This window comes from Patescibacteria group bacterium, assembly GCA_041661505.1.
In the GTDB taxonomy this organism is placed as follows: Bacteria; Patescibacteriota; Patescibacteriia; order Patescibacteriales; family JBAZCA01; genus JBAZCA01.
In genome coordinates this window covers 30,471-48,416 of record JBAZUF010000004.1, presented here as the reverse complement: position 1 = coordinate 48,416, position 17,946 = coordinate 30,471, and the positions used below count along the sequence as shown (strand labels likewise).

19 protein-coding genes are annotated in these 17,946 nt (G+C 44.7%); 6 read left to right on the top strand and 13 right to left on the bottom strand.

From position 1 onward, the window contains the following. Positions 1-12 precede the first annotated feature (12 nt). From WC715_04475 to WC715_04415, 13 genes are all read right to left on the bottom strand, one after another. Positions 13-1,098 carry an aminotransferase class V-fold PLP-dependent enzyme gene (locus WC715_04475; GenBank protein ID MFA6171675.1) on the bottom strand — a complete coding sequence of 362 codons (1,086 nt, stop codon included), beginning with the start codon at positions 1,096-1,098 and terminating at the stop codon, positions 13-15. Between the two features lie 44 nt (positions 1,099-1,142). After that, on the bottom strand, positions 1,143-2,096 hold the full coding sequence (serA, locus tag WC715_04470) for a phosphoglycerate dehydrogenase (protein ID MFA6171674.1): 954 nt from the start codon (positions 2,094-2,096) through the stop codon (positions 1,143-1,145). Positions 2,097-2,238: 142 nt separating this feature from the next. Beyond that, positions 2,239-2,379, bottom strand: coding sequence for a hypothetical protein (locus tag WC715_04465; protein MFA6171673.1), 141 nt, complete (start codon positions 2,377-2,379; stop codon positions 2,239-2,241). Between the two features lie 329 nt (positions 2,380-2,708). Then, the gene (locus WC715_04460; GenBank protein MFA6171672.1) at positions 2,709-3,602 is read right to left on the bottom strand and encodes a cysteine synthase family protein; all 894 of its coding nucleotides are present in this window, start codon (positions 3,600-3,602) and stop codon (positions 2,709-2,711) included. Positions 3,603-3,700: 98 nt separating this feature from the next. Beyond that, positions 3,701-4,108 carry a hypothetical protein gene (locus WC715_04455; protein MFA6171671.1) on the bottom strand — a complete coding sequence of 136 codons (408 nt, stop codon included), beginning with the start codon at positions 4,106-4,108 and terminating at the stop codon, positions 3,701-3,703. A 279-nt stretch (positions 4,109-4,387) separates the two neighbouring features. Then, positions 4,388-4,810: a hypothetical protein gene (locus WC715_04450; protein MFA6171670.1), complete on the bottom strand. Its 423-nt coding sequence runs from the start codon at positions 4,808-4,810 to the stop codon at positions 4,388-4,390. Between the two features lie 90 nt (positions 4,811-4,900). Further along, complete coding sequence (gene cimA, locus WC715_04445; protein MFA6171669.1) at positions 4,901-6,475, bottom strand: citramalate synthase; 1,575 nt, start codon at positions 6,473-6,475, stop codon at positions 4,901-4,903. A 196-nt stretch (positions 6,476-6,671) separates the two neighbouring features. Next, positions 6,672-7,037, bottom strand: coding sequence for a hypothetical protein (locus WC715_04440; GenBank protein MFA6171668.1), 366 nt, complete (start codon positions 7,035-7,037; stop codon positions 6,672-6,674). 487 nt (positions 7,038-7,524) lie between these two features. Continuing rightward, on the bottom strand, positions 7,525-7,701 hold the full coding sequence (locus WC715_04435) for a hypothetical protein (protein MFA6171667.1): 177 nt from the start codon (positions 7,699-7,701) through the stop codon (positions 7,525-7,527). 11 nt (positions 7,702-7,712) lie between these two features. Further along, a complete protein-coding gene (locus WC715_04430; GenBank protein MFA6171666.1) occupies positions 7,713-7,901 on the bottom strand; it encodes a hypothetical protein in 189 nt (62 codons plus the stop codon). A 351-nt stretch (positions 7,902-8,252) separates the two neighbouring features. Beyond that, the gene (locus tag WC715_04425; protein ID MFA6171665.1) at positions 8,253-8,975 is read right to left on the bottom strand and encodes a methyltransferase domain-containing protein; all 723 of its coding nucleotides are present in this window, start codon (positions 8,973-8,975) and stop codon (positions 8,253-8,255) included. Between the two features lie 11 nt (positions 8,976-8,986). Then, a complete protein-coding gene (locus tag WC715_04420) occupies positions 8,987-10,015 on the bottom strand; it encodes a prephenate dehydrogenase/arogenate dehydrogenase family protein (GenBank protein MFA6171664.1) in 1,029 nt (342 codons plus the stop codon). Continuing rightward, entirely contained in the window at positions 10,005-10,586 is a 582-nt protein-coding gene (locus WC715_04415; protein ID MFA6171663.1) for a prephenate dehydratase domain-containing protein, read from the bottom strand. Before WC715_04415 ends, WC715_04420 begins: the two co-directional genes overlap by 11 nt. Positions 10,587-10,884: 298 nt before the next feature. Between WC715_04415 and argB the strand changes: the two genes are divergently transcribed. From argB to aroA, 6 genes are all read left to right on the top strand, one after another. Then, complete coding sequence (argB, locus tag WC715_04410; GenBank protein MFA6171662.1) at positions 10,885-11,700, top strand: acetylglutamate kinase; 816 nt, start codon at positions 10,885-10,887, stop codon at positions 11,698-11,700. A 436-nt stretch (positions 11,701-12,136) separates the two neighbouring features. Further along, the gene (locus WC715_04405) at positions 12,137-12,925 is read left to right on the top strand and encodes a 2-amino-3,7-dideoxy-D-threo-hept-6-ulosonate synthase (GenBank protein MFA6171661.1); all 789 of its coding nucleotides are present in this window, start codon (positions 12,137-12,139) and stop codon (positions 12,923-12,925) included. Between the two features lie 49 nt (positions 12,926-12,974). Beyond that, complete coding sequence (locus WC715_04400; GenBank protein ID MFA6171660.1) at positions 12,975-13,985, top strand: 3-dehydroquinate synthase II; 1,011 nt, start codon at positions 12,975-12,977, stop codon at positions 13,983-13,985. A 40-nt stretch (positions 13,986-14,025) separates the two neighbouring features. Next, positions 14,026-15,417, top strand: a complete 1,392-nt coding sequence (locus WC715_04395) for an aspartate kinase (GenBank protein MFA6171659.1) — start codon at positions 14,026-14,028, stop codon at positions 15,415-15,417. Between the two features lie 69 nt (positions 15,418-15,486). After that, a complete protein-coding gene (gene asd / locus WC715_04390; protein ID MFA6171658.1) occupies positions 15,487-16,575 on the top strand; it encodes an aspartate-semialdehyde dehydrogenase in 1,089 nt (362 codons plus the stop codon). Positions 16,576-16,647: 72 nt separating this feature from the next. Continuing rightward, the gene (gene aroA / locus WC715_04385) at positions 16,648-17,934 is read left to right on the top strand and encodes a 3-phosphoshikimate 1-carboxyvinyltransferase (GenBank protein MFA6171657.1); all 1,287 of its coding nucleotides are present in this window, start codon (positions 16,648-16,650) and stop codon (positions 17,932-17,934) included. The last annotated feature ends 12 nt before the right edge of the window (positions 17,935-17,946 follow it).

The following is a 17,946-nucleotide window of genomic DNA, read 5'->3' as shown; positions in this document are numbered from 1 at the left end:
CGGAAAAAATATTTATTCTTTCATATCGTCAATCGCCTTGGTAAGCCGCTTAAAATCCTCTAAGGTGTGGGTCGGAAAATTAGCTAAGCGGAAATGAGTTTCCTTCATCTCCTTATAGCCTTTGCCGGAAATTATCCCTTGGGCGTTTAATTTTCTATGGAAATCCTCCGCGCTAACCCCGGCCGGAAGTTTTATGCATAAAACCGTCAAAGCCTTGTATTTTTCTTCCCGGGCTAAAACTTCCATCCCCTTTTCCCGGGCCCAGCTATACAGGTATTCGGCCTTTTGGCGGGTTTCTTTCTCAATTTCATTCATTCCCTTGTCCTTAAACCGTCCGGCTTGTTTTGACAACAAATACAATCCAAGAACATTAGGCGTTTCAAAAGTCTGATCTTTTACGCCGTATTTTTCCAAATTGGCAATCGAATGGACCGCGCCTACGTCTTTTCCTTCAGCGTCCATCTTTAGCGCTTTGGCTTTAGCTTTTTCATTGATAATTAAAACGCCCAAACCGGCCGGCAGCCCAAATCCTTTTTGCACCGAAAAAAACCAGGCGTCGGCCAGGCTAAAATTAATTTTATGCGCCCCGGCCGCCGATACTATATCAACGGCGATTAAAATATCCGGGTATTTATTTCTGAAAGTTTTGAGCTCGCCTTCAGCCAGGCTTACGCCGGCCGGAGTTTCGGTATAAGTAAGGGCCGCCAGTTCAACTTCTTTATCCGTTATCTCTTCAATAGCATAGTTAAAACCGTTTCCAGGCTCCACTTCCCGAACGACAGTCTCCTTGCCGATTTTTTTCAAAGTGCTGGCGAAGCGCTTGGAAAAAGATCCAAAAATAAAATGCTGGCTTTTTTTGTCGACTAGATTCCGGCCGAGTATTTCCATGCATTCGGTAGCCGAAGAGACGAAATATATCGAATAGTTTCTTGGAATATCTAAAAATTCATACAAGTTTTCGCGGGCCGAGCGAAAAATCGCTAGAAAATCTTTGTGGCGGTGGGAAAGGGAAAGAAGATTATTGTCGGCGGCTTCGCAGACGTCCTTTTTTACTTCTTCCGAGATGGCCGATGGTCCGACGTTAAAAGTCAAATACATATTTTATTTTTATAAATTAACAAGCCTTAAGGCGGTAAAACAGGCTAAGCTTTTGGCGGATTAACCGATCCGATTGTCCGGCCTTCAGTTAAAAACCTATAAACCTTTTCGCTAGTCGATAGCGCGATATCCATCTGCGCCTCTTCGGTTGAAGCGCCGATATGCGGAGTTAAAATAACGTTTGGCAGGTCCTGCAGTTCGCAAACGAATTTTTCATCGTTAGTTTTCGGCTCGCTTGTGTAAACGTCAATCGCCGCTCCGGCCAGATGCCCGGATTTTAAATATAGAGCTAAAACAGTTAAGTCAACCACATTCCCCCGGCTTAAATTAATTAAATAGCTTCCCTTTTTCATTAAGCCGATTTTTTCCTTGTTCATTAGATTTGGCGATGGGGCGTGCAAAGCTACAATGTCGGCGGCGCCTAAAAGCTCTTCCAGCGTCCCCATCTTTTCCGCGTTCCCCATCGGCAGTTTGTCATAGGGATCAAAAAAAACAACTTTCATCCCGAAAGCTTCGGCCAAAACCGAAACCTGGACGCCGATATTGCCGTAGCCGACAATCCCAAGAGTCTTGCCCCGGACTTCAAAAGATCCTTTGGCGCTTTTTTTCCATTCGCCGGCGTGCATTTCCCGATTCCGGTCGCCTAATTTTCTAAAAAGCGAGATTATGAGGCCAATTGCCAATTCGGCTACGCTTCGGGTTGAAGAATGGGGAGCGTTAAAAACCGTTACTCCGGCATTAGTGCAGGCCGGAAGGTTAACTTTATTTAAGCCGATGACGTAGCCGCCGATCACTTTTAGATTCTTGGCCGCGGCAAGCACTTCCTCGTCAATTTCGGTTTTTGAGCGGATGCCGAGCACTTCAACATCTTTAATTTTCTCTTTTAATTCCTCTTTCGCTAAAGTGCCTTTTACGAGCTCCACCTTATAACCCCTTTCCTCAAAATAAGATTTTGCTTCCTCTTTAATCCCTTCCAAAAGCAATACTTTGGCCGCCATATGTTATCTTTAAATTTGTAAATTATATTATCAAAGTTGATACATGGAAGATGATTGGCGGAAATTGGAGCCCGAGAGACGCTCCATGGCAGAATTGAGTTTGCCAGAATAGCGTCTCTCGGGTTGCGAGAACTAACTGCGGTTAGCTCCAGTCCTCATTGTTGTCGTCATCAGAGGGCTCTTTCGCGTCCACGTCCTCCAGGGAGGTTCCCTCTTTAGGGGTATTGTCTACCTCTCCCTTAGGCTGGCCCTCCTTAATCACCCTGTACCCGGCGATTGACATACTCCCTCCTCGGCGGCTTCCTATGCCGTCCTGTTTGAAATTTTTTTATTTCTGCCCCTTGCATGACAATTTCTCAACATCCCGTCGACGCTCCGAAAGAATATTTATTCGGCAAGTAGTCGGGTTTGAGTGTTTGTCAGGCTTGTCGCCTTCAATTATCGGGAATCCGCATATAGAACAAGTTCCGATAATAACGCTCCTTTCGTTTTTTTGGGACATCCTCTAACCTCCTTTCGTTGGAAATACATTGAACAGGAAACCGAAAACTAAAATTTTTCTACTTTCCGCTTTCCTATCCACTGGACTTTTGAAAGATCGAAAATATAAAATTACTCAAACAACTTTGTGCTTAAATATTTTTCTCCCCGGTCCGGAAAAATCGTAACAATATTCCCTTTATCAATTTTTTTGGCGATTTCCAGCGCCGCGAGCATAGCCGCTCCCGAAGACATGCCGACAAATATCCCTTCTTTTTTTACGATTTCCCTTGAAATTTCAAATGCTTTCTCTGTATTAATCATTATAACATCATCCAGCTTTTCGCGATTATAAATTTCGGGAACAATCGCCTCCTGCATATTCTTTAATCCCTGGATATAATGCCCTAAAACAGGTTCGGCCGAAACCACCTTGATATTCGGATTCATTTTTTTTAAATAAGCGCCGACTCCCATCAGTGTTCCCGAAGTACCGATAGCGGCGGCAAAATAGTCGATTTTACCGCCCATATCTTTCCAAATTTCTTTACCGGTTGTCTCATAATGGGCGATTTTATTATATTCATTCGAGAATTGGTTCGGATTAAAATATTTTTCCGGGCAGCCGGCTACCATTTCCTTTACTTTCATTATAGCCCCGTCCGTCCCTTTGTTCGAGCCGGTTAAAATTATACTAGCGCCAAAAGCCTTTATCATTTTTACCCGTTCCGGCGAAACAGCCGAACTCATTACAATTTCCACCGCGTAGCCTTTTAAACTTCCAATCATGGCCAGGGCGATTCCGGTATTTCCCGAAGTCGCCTCAATAATCGTTTTTCCTTTTTTTAACTTCCCTTCCTTTTCTCCCTGCTCGATCATTTTTAGGGCAATCCGGTCTTTAATGCTTCCGCCCGGATTAACGCCTTCAATTTTAGCGTAAATATTAACGCCTTCTTTATTGAACAAATTATTAATTTTTACCATCGGCGTATTGCCGATTGTGTCTAGGATATTATTGTAAAGCATTCTGGTATATAAATCTGATTCTAAATAAGGAATTAGGAACCGGAGGCGTTCCCTGAAGGCAAAGCTTGTCCTTCTAGAAAACACCTCCGGTACGCGGATCAGGATGGTACGGCGGGGTGGTCTTCGTAGACGTAAATTTCACCCTCCAGCTTAAAATTTGCCGGGGGTATCTCTTTACGCCATTTATCGCCGAATTTTTCCCATCTCTCCCCGCAGTGCAGGCAAGCAACATGTTTATTTTTACCCGCACTGTCCGTCGTCTCACGACAACAGTCTTTCATTTCATCACCTCCCTTCCGGATAATCTCCCATTTTTCCGAGGACAAAATCTTCTCGCCACTTCGTTCTACGGTCCAAAAAAACTTGCCCTGCACAGGCTGAGGAAAGCTGAAACACATGATCTCTCCGCGATGTTCTCCTCTTATGCAGAGTCCGCGGATTAGACCGTTTTGATTCCCGCTTTCCGCGCCCTCGGCAACGACTTCCGTAAAATCAAATTGATTCATGGCTATTCCTCCCAAATTTTCAAAAAGAGCGTTCACTGCATTATACCCCTAAAACGCTAAAGCCATCCCTTTGAGGATGGCTTGTGTCTTATTTTAGCTTTGTTGCTAACCTATGCATGTTCTTCTTTTTAAACCATCCTCAAAATTGCTCAATGCATGAGCCACTACCGCCACAACCGCCGGAAATGGGGGATCCAATTTTGACTTGGTTTAAATTCATATTGATTCCATTGTAGCGAAGAGCCTACCAAATGTCAATATAAAATATTTACTTTAACCTTAGCTAACATATAGCTTAGGAAACGGTTCCATGGATAAAATCCGTTTTTCTTCGTCTTCGGATATAACGCTTTTCCCTCGAAGAATCTCTATCAAAATTCTTAATTTGGCGTCTTCTTTTCTCATGGTTACAATCAAATCGCCTTTTAAATCGCCAAGCTTATCATCAAGATAATCCCGGGTTACCATATTGGCCTCAATGGGCGCTAACCGTTTTTCCAAGAAATCTTTAGTTACCATGGTTAATTCTATCGGAGTCAACCGTTTTTCCAAAAAATCTTTAGTCACCATGGTTGATTCTATATTCTCAAGCCGCTCATCAGTTTTTGTCGCAAAAACATTTATGGCGTCTAAAACATCATAAAGAGTCGGTTCTTTATCAGCCGGCTTATTTTGGTCGTTGATTATATTATTATCAGCCATAATAATAAATTATTCTTCTTATTTAAACATAGCTTATCCTAAAATCCGTGTCAAATTTTCCAGCCTGAAGCATAAAATATTAAAAAATTCTTATTTTTCTTCTTTATACAATTTGTAATTAAAACTATCGACTAAAGCCATCCAGCTTGCCTCTAATATATCAACTGATACCCCGACCGTGCCCCAGTAGTCTTTATCGTCGCAGGATTCAATTAATACCCTTACCCGGGCCGCCGTACCGTCATTCGTCGGCAATACCCGGACCTTATAATCCGTAAGCTTCATGCCGTTTAGCTGGGGATAAATTTTTTCCAAAGACTTTCTTAAAGCATTGTTTAGGGCATCAACCGGGCCGACGCCTTTGGCCGTGCTATGCTCTTCGCGATCTTTTACTTTAATCCTTACTGTTGCCTCGATGGACGGCGCCTCCCCTTCTCCGGCCTTGCAGTCAGTCACCCGGTAATCAACCAACTGGAAATAATTTTTGTTTTTCCCAAGCAGGCGGCTGGCCAAAAGCTCAAAACTGGCTTCGGCCGCTTCAAACTGATAGCCGTGGTTTTCCAATTCCTTTACTTCATTTAAAATTTTCAAGGCCGCCGGATCAGTCTTGGATAAATTAATGCCAAAGTCTTCCAATTTTTTCGCTATAGCCGAGCGGCCGGAAAGATCGGAAACTAAAATGCGCCGGATGTTCCCGACCAAAGCCGGATCAATATGCTCATAAGTCATCGGATTTTTCAAGGCGGCGTTAATGTGCACTCCGCCCTTATGGGCAAAAGCGCTTTGTCCGACATACGGCTGATAGCGGTTAGGATTTAAATTCGCCAATTCGCTGACAAAGCGGCTCGCGGCCGATAATTTTTTTAAATTTTCTTTCGGCAGGCACATAACACCCTTTTTTAAAATCAGATTGGGAATTATTGAGCATAAATTCGCGTTTCCGCAGCGTTCGCCAATCCCGTTAATCGTTCCCTGAACCTGGACTGCTCCGAGCTTAACCGCCGTCATGGTGTTGGCTACCGCCAGCTCGGAATCGTTATGGGCATGGATGCCTAATTCCGCCGCAGGAAACCTTTCTTTGACTTTAGTGATAATTTGCCGGATATCGCTTGGCATGCTTCCGCCGTTAGTATCGCATAACACCAAACAATCAGCCCCGCCTTCTAAGGCCCTAGATAAAACCGCCAAAGCATATTCCGAATCCGCCTTATAACCGTCAAAAAAATGCTCGGCGTCAAAAAAAAGCTCTTTAACCCGCGGCCTCAAAATTCTTAAGCTTTCTAAAATTATTTCCAAATTTTTTTCCAGCGGGATATTCAAAGCTTCTTTTACCTGCACGGTCCAGGCTTTGCCAAAAATTGTTACGGCTTTCGCGCCGGAATCGGCCAAGGCTTTCAGGTTCAAGTCATCTTCGGCTAAAACCGCCGGATGATGAGTCGAGCCAAAAGCAACAATAACCGCGTTTTTCAATTCGTGCTTTTTTATTTCATTAAAAAAAGCCGCGTCCTTAGGGTTAGAACCCGGCCAGCCGCCTTCAATATAATGCAGGCCTAAATCATCAAGCTTTAAGGCGATCTTTATTTTATCGGAAACCGTCAGGCTGAAATTCTCCGCCTGGGTCCCGTCGCGCAAGGTTGTATCGTAAATCTTTACTCCTTTTGGCATATTAAAAAGTTAATTAATTTATGCGCTTTATATTTTATGTCAAATGATTTTTTTGAAGTGGAGCAGGGGGAGAAATTTTTTTCTCCCCCTTCTGACGCGCTTAGTGTTGCGCCTTGACCCTTTTTAAGGGCCTCTTTAAGACAGTCCTTGATCTCCTCCGATCGGATAGGTCGGATGCCCCCTAATCCTGACTGTTTTAATCTTGCCAGAACCCGATATCGGCCAAATCTTTAACTCCTGCCGGTACGGAGGTTGGGGGTTTCTCCAGCGCCCAAAGATCTTCAAGTGGTGTTTCTGATACATAACCATCAGACAACACCTCTTGGTGCAAAATGAGCCGGGAAGTAATACTCCCCCAGTCGCTGCCGCGGCAGGTAAAGCATCTCCTCGTCTTCATCACGATCTCGAAATTTTCCACCGACTCCTCAAACCAACGGCGGCATTTCGAACAAACACCTTTAATTACAGGTCCTTGGTTTATCAGGAGATCACCGGGTTGAGGACCGATTGGATATTCCTCACCTGGCTTCAGATAGAGATCACCCCATGCAGGTTTTGCCATTTTTTCCCCTTTCTAATTGCTGGCATAAGACACAAATTTCAGCCCCGTGTTTAGCTCTTAATGCATCTTCCTCGCTGGAGGCCGTGTAAAGAAAGTCTCTTAAACAATTCTTGCACGGCACCAATAGAGTTGTTGATACAATCTCCCCGGCCTTAGTTATTGCCCTACCGCCTTGGGAAATACAATTACCAATGGCCAGAACGACTGCTTCGTAACACTTACAGTCAGGGCAAGGCAATTCCCCTCTCTTTGCTTTCCCTCTTTCTTTCCAGCTCGTGGGTACTAGCTCATAATCCAGCCCGCAATCCGGAGTCGAACACCTGCCTATTACTGCCCGCCACATAAGCCTCATTTTTTTCTCCCCCTCGTTTATAAAAAGATCACTGACTACTTTAGTATTTAGAATCCTCCTCAACCCAAGCCTTATCTTTAAAGATAAAAATTAAATTGAGGAGGGGAGAAAGACAAACTTCTTTGTCTTTCTCCCCTATCCTATCCCCAGTTCTATTTTGCATTCCTTGCAAACCGGGGACGCCATTTTGCGGATCAGGTCTTCTGGATAGTCTCTCGCGACCACCAGCTTGACTTCCTTTCCGCAAATTCCGCAGTTTAGAACGGTTACCTTTTTTTTCTCCCGCGGAACGGAGGACTTTTGAAGGAACATAATATCTCCTTTTATATCCCCTGAAAAACAATGCTCTTGGGGGCGGAGATTAATTGCTCGCGTTCCCGCTCGCGACAAGCATCGGAGCAGGAAAGCATGTTTTTTAGGGCGGCGGCGTCAAGATTGCCGCCCCTTGACTCAACTACCATTTTTTTACCGCATACGCGGCAAAAACAAACAATTCCGTCATTCTCTTCCATGCTAACCTCCTTGTGTCTGATATTTTTCGCAGTAAGACATAACTCTGTTTTCCAATAAATAATAGCTGAAAAATAAAATAATGCCTGCGAAATATTTAAAGCAGCAATCAGCCGGAAAAAATATTAAAAATGCCGTCCGGGTGTGGACGGCTGCTTATTTCAATTCGCTAACTTGACTTTATAGCTTTACCGTCCACATTAAATTCCCGGTCATAATAATGCCGGTCATCTTCATGGTAATTGTGGAAACGGTAAATTTTCTCATGTTTATATATTACCGGATAGGCTAGAACTTGTCAATAAATGCGCGGATAATAATCTTAACCGGGATTTCTTTCACGCCTCGATTGGCTAAGCTTTTGATATTTTTAACACCCGCTTACCGCTCCTGACCCTTTCTTCGTCAACTTGCAATCCCTCGATCTGGGCGGCAAGAGTCTCCGGAAAGAGGCTGTCCGCGTAAATATATAACGCGCCGCCTGGCTTTAATATCCGGCGGATTTCTTCCAAATATTCTTTTCTCGCCTGGTCGTCTTTAAGGTATTGATAGGCGCCCATGAAATCAACAACTGTATCCGCGGAATTGTCGGCCAATGCCAATTTTGGCGCTTTCATGGCGACTGAACCAGGAACCTCTTTTAACGACTGGTATCTTTTTTTCCAGTGCCTCCTTTTTTCGCTCTCGGTAAGCTCGCTTAGCTTTTCTTCCTCGATATCATCTAAGAATTCCTGGCCCAAAGGCTTCTTCGCGTATATCGCGGTTTTGTCGTGGGGACTGGTAGGAGATATAACCGTCCACTGATTATTTTTAGATTCTTTCTCTGCTTCGCCTTTCGTATAGTCTTCCAGCCCCAAAGAGAAATCTACCGAAACGAAGTTAATGTCCGGCCGCTCTTTCAATAATTCTTTTTCGAAGAGCTTTTCCACTCCGCTTCCCATATTTACGACGACGGCATTAGGCGGGATAATTTCCTTGAGGTTTAAGTCTAGAAAAGCCCGATTATGTATTTCTAAATTCTGGTCAGAGACGGAAATTATCTCGGCGTCGTCATAGGCCGATGGTTTTTCTTTCATAAATCAAAATTTTATTTCTGTTTCCGGTAAGCTTCTTTAAATATTGAATGGTAAATCCCTTCAACAAAATTCTTGTCCATCTTGAATTTTTTCACTTTATCTTTTATTATATCTTCTTCCCTTTTTTTGTCCTGGATTGGCAAGCCTTTTTTACCCTTAATTTTTCCTATCGCCCTAACTTGCCGGAAACGGTCTTTTAATAATTTAAAAACCCGGCAGTCGATTTTATTAATCGCCTCCCGCCGGAAACCCAGTTCGTCTTTTACATTAGCTTTTCTAATCCGCTCGTCCATTGATTCGCAGGCTCCCATAAATTTAAGGCGCACTGATTCGGCGTATGGATTATAATTGTGCATGTCGTAAAACAATTGCCAGTTATCGGAAGTGGTATGCGGCAGGATGGAAAGCAAGTCCGTATAGCCGGGAGTATATATTTCCTGTTCGCGGGCGCCGGCGCCGAGCAAAGCCCGCCCGACAAAATGGACGAGGCCGAGAGTATAAGCGTTTTGGCGGTCATGGTCTTCCGGGGTGGTTATGATAACTTTCAGTTCCAAGCCGGTTAAAAAATTTTTCACCGCCCCAAGGCGCGCGCCGCCGATTCTTATCGGACATAAAACGATTTGCAGGCCTTTTAACTTATAGGATTGTTTTTCAAAATTAAACTTGGTCGTAACCGGGCCGAATTGCGGATGGGTACCCATGATTTCTACGCTTTTCGGCAAATATTTTTTTAGCCAGCCGCAAGGGTATGCTTTTACTGAACAGGTGTCGACAATTAAAGATCCGGGGCGGACATACGGAGCGATTTGTTTAATCACTTTTTCGGCCGCAGAAATAGGAACTGCTAAAATTATCAAATCCGCGCTCGCCGCTAATTTTAAATTTACGATTTTTGCCCCGATTTTTTTCGCTTTGAGTTTATGGTCATTTTTAACGCGGCTTTCATATATTAAAACTTCCGCCCGTTTCGAAAAGACGCTTGCGGTTAACTGGCCGAAGCGTCCGAACCCGATTATGGAAACTGTTTTTTTAATAGGCATGCTCGTTCGCGGCTACGATAAAAGACGTAAAATTAAATTTTAAATCCTGGATGCCCTCTTCGGCCAATTCTAAATCATACAATTCGGCGCAGATTTTCGGGGCGATTACGGCGGTAGTTTCCGGCAATACTCCGTCGGCTAAATCCTTGGCGGCCGTCGCCGTATCCGGATATTCGCAGAGTTCGGCTTTGGGATATTTTCTTTTTAAATACATCCGGCATTGACGCAGCGCCTGCTGGTGCGAAGTAATTGATTTTATATCTTCCGGCTTTATTCCTTTTTTCATAAGCAGATTCATCTTTATCTCAATTTCGAACATTTTTTCGATGGCAAATATATAGCGGGCCATAGCTTCCACCGCCTCAATAACAACTCCTCCGGTCGAGTTTTCGATCGGAAAAACGCCTTTATCGATTTTTCCTTTACCCAGATCGCGCAAAACATTTTCTACGGAAGTGAGATAGGCAAGCTCATAATTTTGAATCTTTTCTTCGGTGCAGTAGTGCTTGGCGGCCTCTTCGGTAAAACTTCCCTTGTTTCCTGAAACCCCGATAATTATTTTGGCGCTCATATAAATAAGTTATATTTAACTCGCCTGCAAGAAGCCAGGCTAATCCAATCTTACCTTTATTTTCCCAAATTTTCAACCCCCGCGGTTTTTACGGGCAAATGCCGTAAAACCTTTGCAATACGTATTTTTTGTTATATAAATTACTGTTGGCTTTAAACATTACTGCTCTTTAATAATCTTTTGTGATTTGCCGCAGCAGAAAGGAGTTTGCCCGATTCGCGCCCAATCTCTTTCCTTCTGCGGCTAAAATACACTTAACTAATCCTAAATCCTAAAAAACAAGAAAAGGGAGAAAATCATGAACGCGCGCATTAAAGAAGGGTTGGAAAAAATTCAAGTAGTGCTGGGAACGCTTTCCTATGCCAAGGCTTTTAAAAACCAAATTATGGTATTCAAGTCAGGCGGCAGTGTAATTGAAGATCCTGAACATGAGGACGACCTGCTTTCAGATCTTGCAGTCTTGCAGATACTGGGTATAAAACCCATTCTCGTACACGGGGGCGGACCGGAAATCAACAAGCTTTCGGAAGAGAGAGGGATAGTAACCAGGAAAGTAAACGGTCTGCGTTACACTGACCAGCCCACTCTGGACGTAGTGCAGGAAGTGCTGAAAAAGATTAATCGCAGATTGGTCAGCAAAATCTACGAACGCGGCGGCCGAGCCTGGCAGTTGTACGGTGAGGATACTTTTACGGCAGTAAAGAAAAAAATGCTTGACGAATCGGGAATGCCCGCAGACTTAGGATTGGTGGGCGAGCCGATACGCGCGGATATTAATCAAATTGAACAGATGCTGGGACTGAATATTATCCCTATAATCACCCCTCTCGGATATTTCGAGTGTGGCCAGTTCTGCAACATGAATGCCGATGAAGTGGCGTTCTTTGTAGCAAAAACCCTTAAGGCCGCGAAGCTCGTATTTATCTCCGACGTTCCTGGCCTTCTGCGCGTTCCTGGAGATGAAAATGATGAAGATTCGGTAATAAGCACCCTGTGGACTGACGAGGTGGAAGGCTTAATCCAGGAAGGCGTAATCACCGGAGGCATGCGCCCAAAAATCGAGAGTGCCGTGGAGGCGATAAACTCCGGCGTCGGCAAGGGTGCATTTGATTGACGGCCGCTTGCCTCATTCCGTCCTTTTAGAGTTCTTTACCAAAGAGGGAATCGGAACCGAGGTGGTCCGACGGCTAATCACCAATTAACTGACTCCGGAGAGATGGTGCCCCGGATTTCTCCACCCTCCTGGCTCGTCAAAGTCAGGAGGTGTTTTTTATTAGCGAATTTTAACCAATTTTTACTGCTCTTGACACGTCTTTTGAAAATGTGTATTATTTAGGATATACAAAAATCACCAATATTTTATGAAATTCGGCCAAATCTGGTTTAGCTACTTTTATTTCTATTTTAACCTTATTAAAAGGCCGGCTTTTTGCAGAATAAATTAAAGACTAATAAATTACTTAAGAATATAACCCGGCCTTGAAAGACAGCCGGTTTTTTTAAATTTAGGGGTCTCGCGCGAAACGCGTAAATCCCTTTCAGCCAATACTATGACTAACACCAAGCGTGAGCTATTGTCAAAAATTATCAACCCCATTTCCAAGCGGACAGTTATTGTTCCGATGGATCATGGCGTTACCGACGGGCCTATTCCCGGCCTCATCAAGATGGATGAAATAATCAAAAAGGTTAAGGCCGGCGGAGCCGATGCCATTGTTATCCACAAAGGGATTTATAAATTATACAAGGATGTTATCGGCGATTTGCCGGTCTTTATTCATATTTCGGCTTCCACCGGCCTTTCCGGCTCGCTTCGAAAAGTTTTAATTGCTACCGCCCGCGAAGTTAAAGAACTGGGCGCCCAGGGCGTTTCCATCCATCTTAATTTAGGAAACGAGCACGAAGGGGAAATGTTAAAAGATTTGGGAACCGTGGCAAGAGAATGCCAGGAAGAAGGCCTGCCTTTACTCGCCATGATGTATCCGCGGACCATGATTGACGGAAAGATTGTCCATTACCGGGATACCGCCCGGGTTAAGCATGCCGCCCGGGTAGCGGCCGAGCTTGGCGCCGACATCGTCAAAGTCCCTTTTACCGGCGACGCGGAAAGTTTTCGCGAGGTGGTCGAAGGCTGTCCGATTCCGGTAGTAATCGCCGGCGGAGCCAAGGGTTCGGAAGAAATAATGCTTTCCTCAATCCGGGATTGCGTCCGGGTCGGCGCGGCCGGAGTCTCGGTCGGAAGAAATGTCTTCCAGTCCGAGGACGTTTCGGGCATGCTTGAAAAAATTAAAGACGCGGTTTACAATGCTTCTAAAATTGAGGTAAACTTAAAAAGATAACCAGGCTCCATGATTGCCTTATTAAGCCATAATTAATGGCGCCTCGCATATGCAAAAAAAATTCTGGTACCAGCCGCCAAACTGGGATAAAAAATTAATTACCGCCGCGATCGAGTCGGGATTTGAAGCGATTTATGTCGCGGAAAAAGATATAGAAAAAACCAGGGAACTTTCCCGGGCAAAAATTATTTCTACCAAAGCTCCGGCTGATTTCATCATCGGAGAAAATGCCGATGAAGTGAAGATAGAGAACAAGGAATGCGAAAACCGGGTGGTGGCCTATAAGGGAAAGATTCCGGTCATCATAAGAAATTTTGACTGGACTATCATCCCTCTGGAAAATTTAATTTCCAAAACTTCCAATTTAATCCAGCACGTCAGAAATTATAATGAGGCTAAACTGGCTTTTCTAACTTTGGAAATCGGTTCTGACGGAATTCTTTTGGAAACCGGCGATTTAAATGAAATAAAAAAAACAGCCAAACTGATAAAAGAAATCCAAAATGAAAAACTAGAGCTTTGCGAGGCGGAAATCATAAGCATTGAACAGCTGGGCCTGGGCGACCGGGTAGTAGTTGATACTGCTTCCACCTTATCCCCCGGCCAGGGCATGCTAGTGGGGGACTCTTCCAAAGCTATGTTTTTAGTATATAATGAAAATGTGGAGACTCCTTATTGCGACCCCCGCCCCTTTCGGGTTAACGCCGGCGGCACCCATGCCTATATCCGGATGCCCGGCGATAAGACCAAGTATTTGGGAGAATTAAAAAGCGGCCTCAAGGCTTTGGTAGTTGACCAAAAAGGCAATACCGAGGAAGTGATTGTCGGCCGGGTGAAAATCGAGCGGCGGCCGATGCTCATTGTCCGCGGTATTGCGGGCGGCCGGGAGCTTTCTTTAGTTATGCAAAATGCCGAGACTATCCGCCTTACAAAAAATGACGGCAGTCCTGTTTCCGTAACCAAGCTAAAGCCGGGCGACCGGGTTTTGGCTTTTATCCAGGAAGAAGAGATGGGCCGCCACTTTGGCCAAAAAATCAAAGAAACCATAACCGAAAAATAAGATTAAATCGCGCCAATAATAATTTTTGGAAAAATAAATTATGCCAAAATCCGGGACTAAAATCATCGTCAATAAATTCGGCGGAGGGATAATGATAAAAAAACTTATCCCCTATACCGAAAAAAGGATTTCCGAACAGCTAAAAGCCGGCTACCGGCCGATTGTAGTGGTTTCAGCGCTAAAAGGAGTAACTGACGAGATTATTTTATTTCTTGGGCATATCAAAGAAAAAATAAGAAGGAATCAAAGACTGGGCGGAGCGAGCGAAAAATATATCGACAGCCTGATAAAACCTTTCGTCAATAGCTTGAACGAAAAGCACATGAAGCTTTTGGAAGAAGTTTGCGTTTCCCGGGACTGGAGAAAAAACGCCAAAGCGCCCCTGGATCGGGTTTTCGGTGAGCTCGAAAATGATCTCGTCACCCTTCTCCGCTTCGGATTCTTGCCAATTTTTGACGATAAAATTACGGCTTATGGCGAAAAGCTGGCGAGCGTCTGCTTTTCCTATTATCTTAAGTCGCGGGGGTTTTCCGCCCGGGCGGTGTTTGCCGAAGAAATCCCCATCATCACCGACGATTGTTTTAAAAATGCCAACATCAATTATGATCTTTCGGCCAAATCCGCCCGAAAAACAATTTTGAAAATCAAAGAAATTCCGGTTATCCCTGGATTTTGCGGAGAAACTTTGGAGGGCAATACAACTACTTTAGGCCGGGGCGGAACCGATACGACCGCCTGCTTCCTCGGGGCGGCCTTAAAAGCGGAAAAAATTATTTTATGGAAAGACGTGGAGGGAGTTTTATCCGCTGATCCAAAAATCGCCAAAGACGCGATAACCGTTCCATTCATAAGCTATGCTGAAGCGGCCGAATCCGGCAAGGTTATCCATGACAAGGCCATCCAATACGTAAAAATGTTTAAGACTCCGGCCGAGGTGGCGGCGATTATCGACCCGGCTAAAAAAACCCAAGTCGGGCCCTATATTAAAAGCGTTAAGGGCGCGAAAATCGTCAGCTTCAAAAAAAACTTATCCCTCTTAATTATTACCGATGACCGGATGAATAATTACGGCTACCTGGCCAATGTAACGCGGATTTTGACCAGCCATAAAGTAAATTTGGACATAACCAGAAACACCCGGGACAAGCTCATTTTAGTGGCGGAAAATAACGGCAACGGCTTTGAAGAGATGATTGCCGAGCTAAAAAAGCAAGTAAAAAAACTGGAAGTATCGCCGGTTAACATGGTGATCTTAATCGGCAATCTTGATTGGAAAGACGTAAACCGTTTTAATGACATCCTGATCCGTCTTTGCCCCTATACCGAGCTCGGCGCTTTTCCTTACAAAAATTGCGTCCGGCTGGAAGCGGTCGTAAAAACCGAAGAAATGGAAAAAATGGTCCGGGCCCTGCACAAAGAATTCATAAAATAAAATATTAAGGCATTTTTATGCCCTTTGCCTGTCCTGCCAGCGAGCTGGCGGGGCTCGGTTATTTCGTTTATGAAAAAATTCAAAGTCGGGATTCTCGGGGCTACCGGCATGGTAGGCCAAAATTACATAAAACTGCTTCGCAACCACCCCTGGTTTACGGTAACTCACGTCGCGGCTTCGGCTAATTCCGCCGGCGTTAGCTATGAAAGATCGGTGGCAGGCCGCTGGCAAATGCCTGTCCCGATCCCTGAAAACGTAAAATCCTTGATTGTCGCGGATGTTGCCAATATCAAGGCGGCAAAAAAGCGCTGTGATTTTGTTTTCTCGGCCTTTGAACTGCCGGATAAAAATCTTATTAAAAAAATGGAGGAGAAATACGCGGCCGCCGGAATTCCGGTCGTATCGAACGCCTCGGCCAACCGCTGGACCGAAGACGTTCCGATGCTCATCCCGGAAATAAATCACCGGCATCTTGAAATAATTCCGGTCCAGAAAATAAACCGGGGCTGGAAAAAAGGGTTTATCGTTACCAAGCCCAATTGCAGTTTGCAAAGCTATATTACTCCGATTTTCGCAATAATTCAGGCGGGCTACCGCATAGAAAAAATCTTTATTGCCACCCTGCAGGCTGTTTCCGGCGCCGGTTATCCGGGCGTCCCGTCACTAGACATGATCGGCAATGTCGTTCCCTTTATAGCGGGCGAGGAAGATAAAACCGAAGAAGAGCCTTTGAAAATATTAGGCTCCATTAAAAAAGGAAAATTCGCCAATACCAACTTTTTGAAAATTTCCGCCCATTGCAACCGAGTGCCGGTAGCGGACGGACATCTGGCCTGCGTCAGTTTTAAGTTTAACGGCAAGAAGCCCAAGCGTGAAGAAATAATAAAAATCTGGCAAAAATTCAGAGCCCTTCCGCAGGAATTAGAACTCCCTTTCGCGCCTTTGCGGCCAATCATCTACCGCCGGGAAGACAACCGGCCCCAGCCGAGAAAAGACCGGGACGCGGAGAAAGGCATGGCCGTAACCATCGGACGCCTCCGAAAATGCAAAATTTTTGATTATAAATTCGCCGCTATAAGCCATAACACGGTTCGCGGCGCCGCCGGAGGAGGAATTTTAAACGCCGAACTATTGGTAAAAAAAGGCTACATAAGTTAATCTCAATAAGCATGGCGCGGGTACAGCAATACTTCACTGCAGGCCATTATAATACAGCTATTACATTGTAAAATGCGGCCATACAAAATCCAACCCTTGAAAAAATTAATCAATAAATCAATTATAATGCCCGGTTCCAAAAGTTTTTCTAACCGGGCTTTGGTTATGGCCGCGCTTACGGACGGCCGGACGATTTTACGGGGCGTTTCCCTTTCAGACGACACCCGGGTGATGATTAACGCCTTAAAAAAACTAGGAATCCGGATAACTAAAGTTGGGGACAAAACTAAAATTGTAGGAAATGGCGGCCGCTTTAAACCATTTAACGGCCGCATTAATGTCGGTCCAGCCGGAACTACTTTCCGGTTCCTTGCCGCCCTTTCCGTCCTCACACCCGGAGAAATAACATTAGACGGTTCTCGCCGCATGAGAAAGCGGCCGATCGGCGATTTAGTAAAAGCTTTGGGGTCGCTTGGAGCGGAAATAAAATACCTGGCAGAAAAAAATTGTCCGCCCATAAAAATTATCGGGGGTAAAATCACCGGAGGAGAGGTAAAAATGCCCGGCAAAGTATCCAGCCAGTTTTTCACTTCCCTTCTCTTAATCGCGCCGGCATTAAAACGGGGATTAAATATAAAAGTTTTAGGCAAACAGGTCTCCAAATCTTTTATCGACATGACTCTGGAGAGCCTGAAAGAGCATGGAGTTTTTGTAAAAAATAATAACTATAAAAGATACTCGGTAAGCCCGGTCGCGCGCTATAGTCCCGGCCAATACCGGATTGAGGGCGACGCGTCGGGTGCCAGTTATTTCTGGGCATTGGCTTCCATTACCGGCAGCCGAATCAAAGTAAAAAATATTCCGCCTAACTCATCGCAGGGCGACGCTAAATTTCCCGATTTACTAAAACGCATGGGCGCCAAAGTCATAAAAAATAAAAAAGAAAACTGGATTGAAGTTAAGGGGCCGGCAACTCTAAAAGGAATTAAGGTTAACATGGAAGATATGCCTGATACGGCCCAGACGCTAGCGGTTGTAGCGGCTTTTTCAAAAGGATCTACTAAAATTACCGGCTTGTCCACCCTGCGCCACAAAGAAACCGATCGGTTAAGCGCGTTAAAAACCGAACTCAAAAAAATGGGCATCCGCTCCGCTATCAGCCATGATTCGATAACCATCCAGGGCGGAAATCCTCGCGGCGCGAAAATCAGCACCTACAACGATCACCGCATGGCAATGTCCTTTGCCATAGCCGGCGCGAAAATCCCGGGCATGGTTATTAAAAATCCCGAAGTCGTGTCAAAATCATTCCCTGAATTCTGGAATATAATTAAAAGCGCGGGAATTAAATTAGCCTGATAGAGTAAAGTG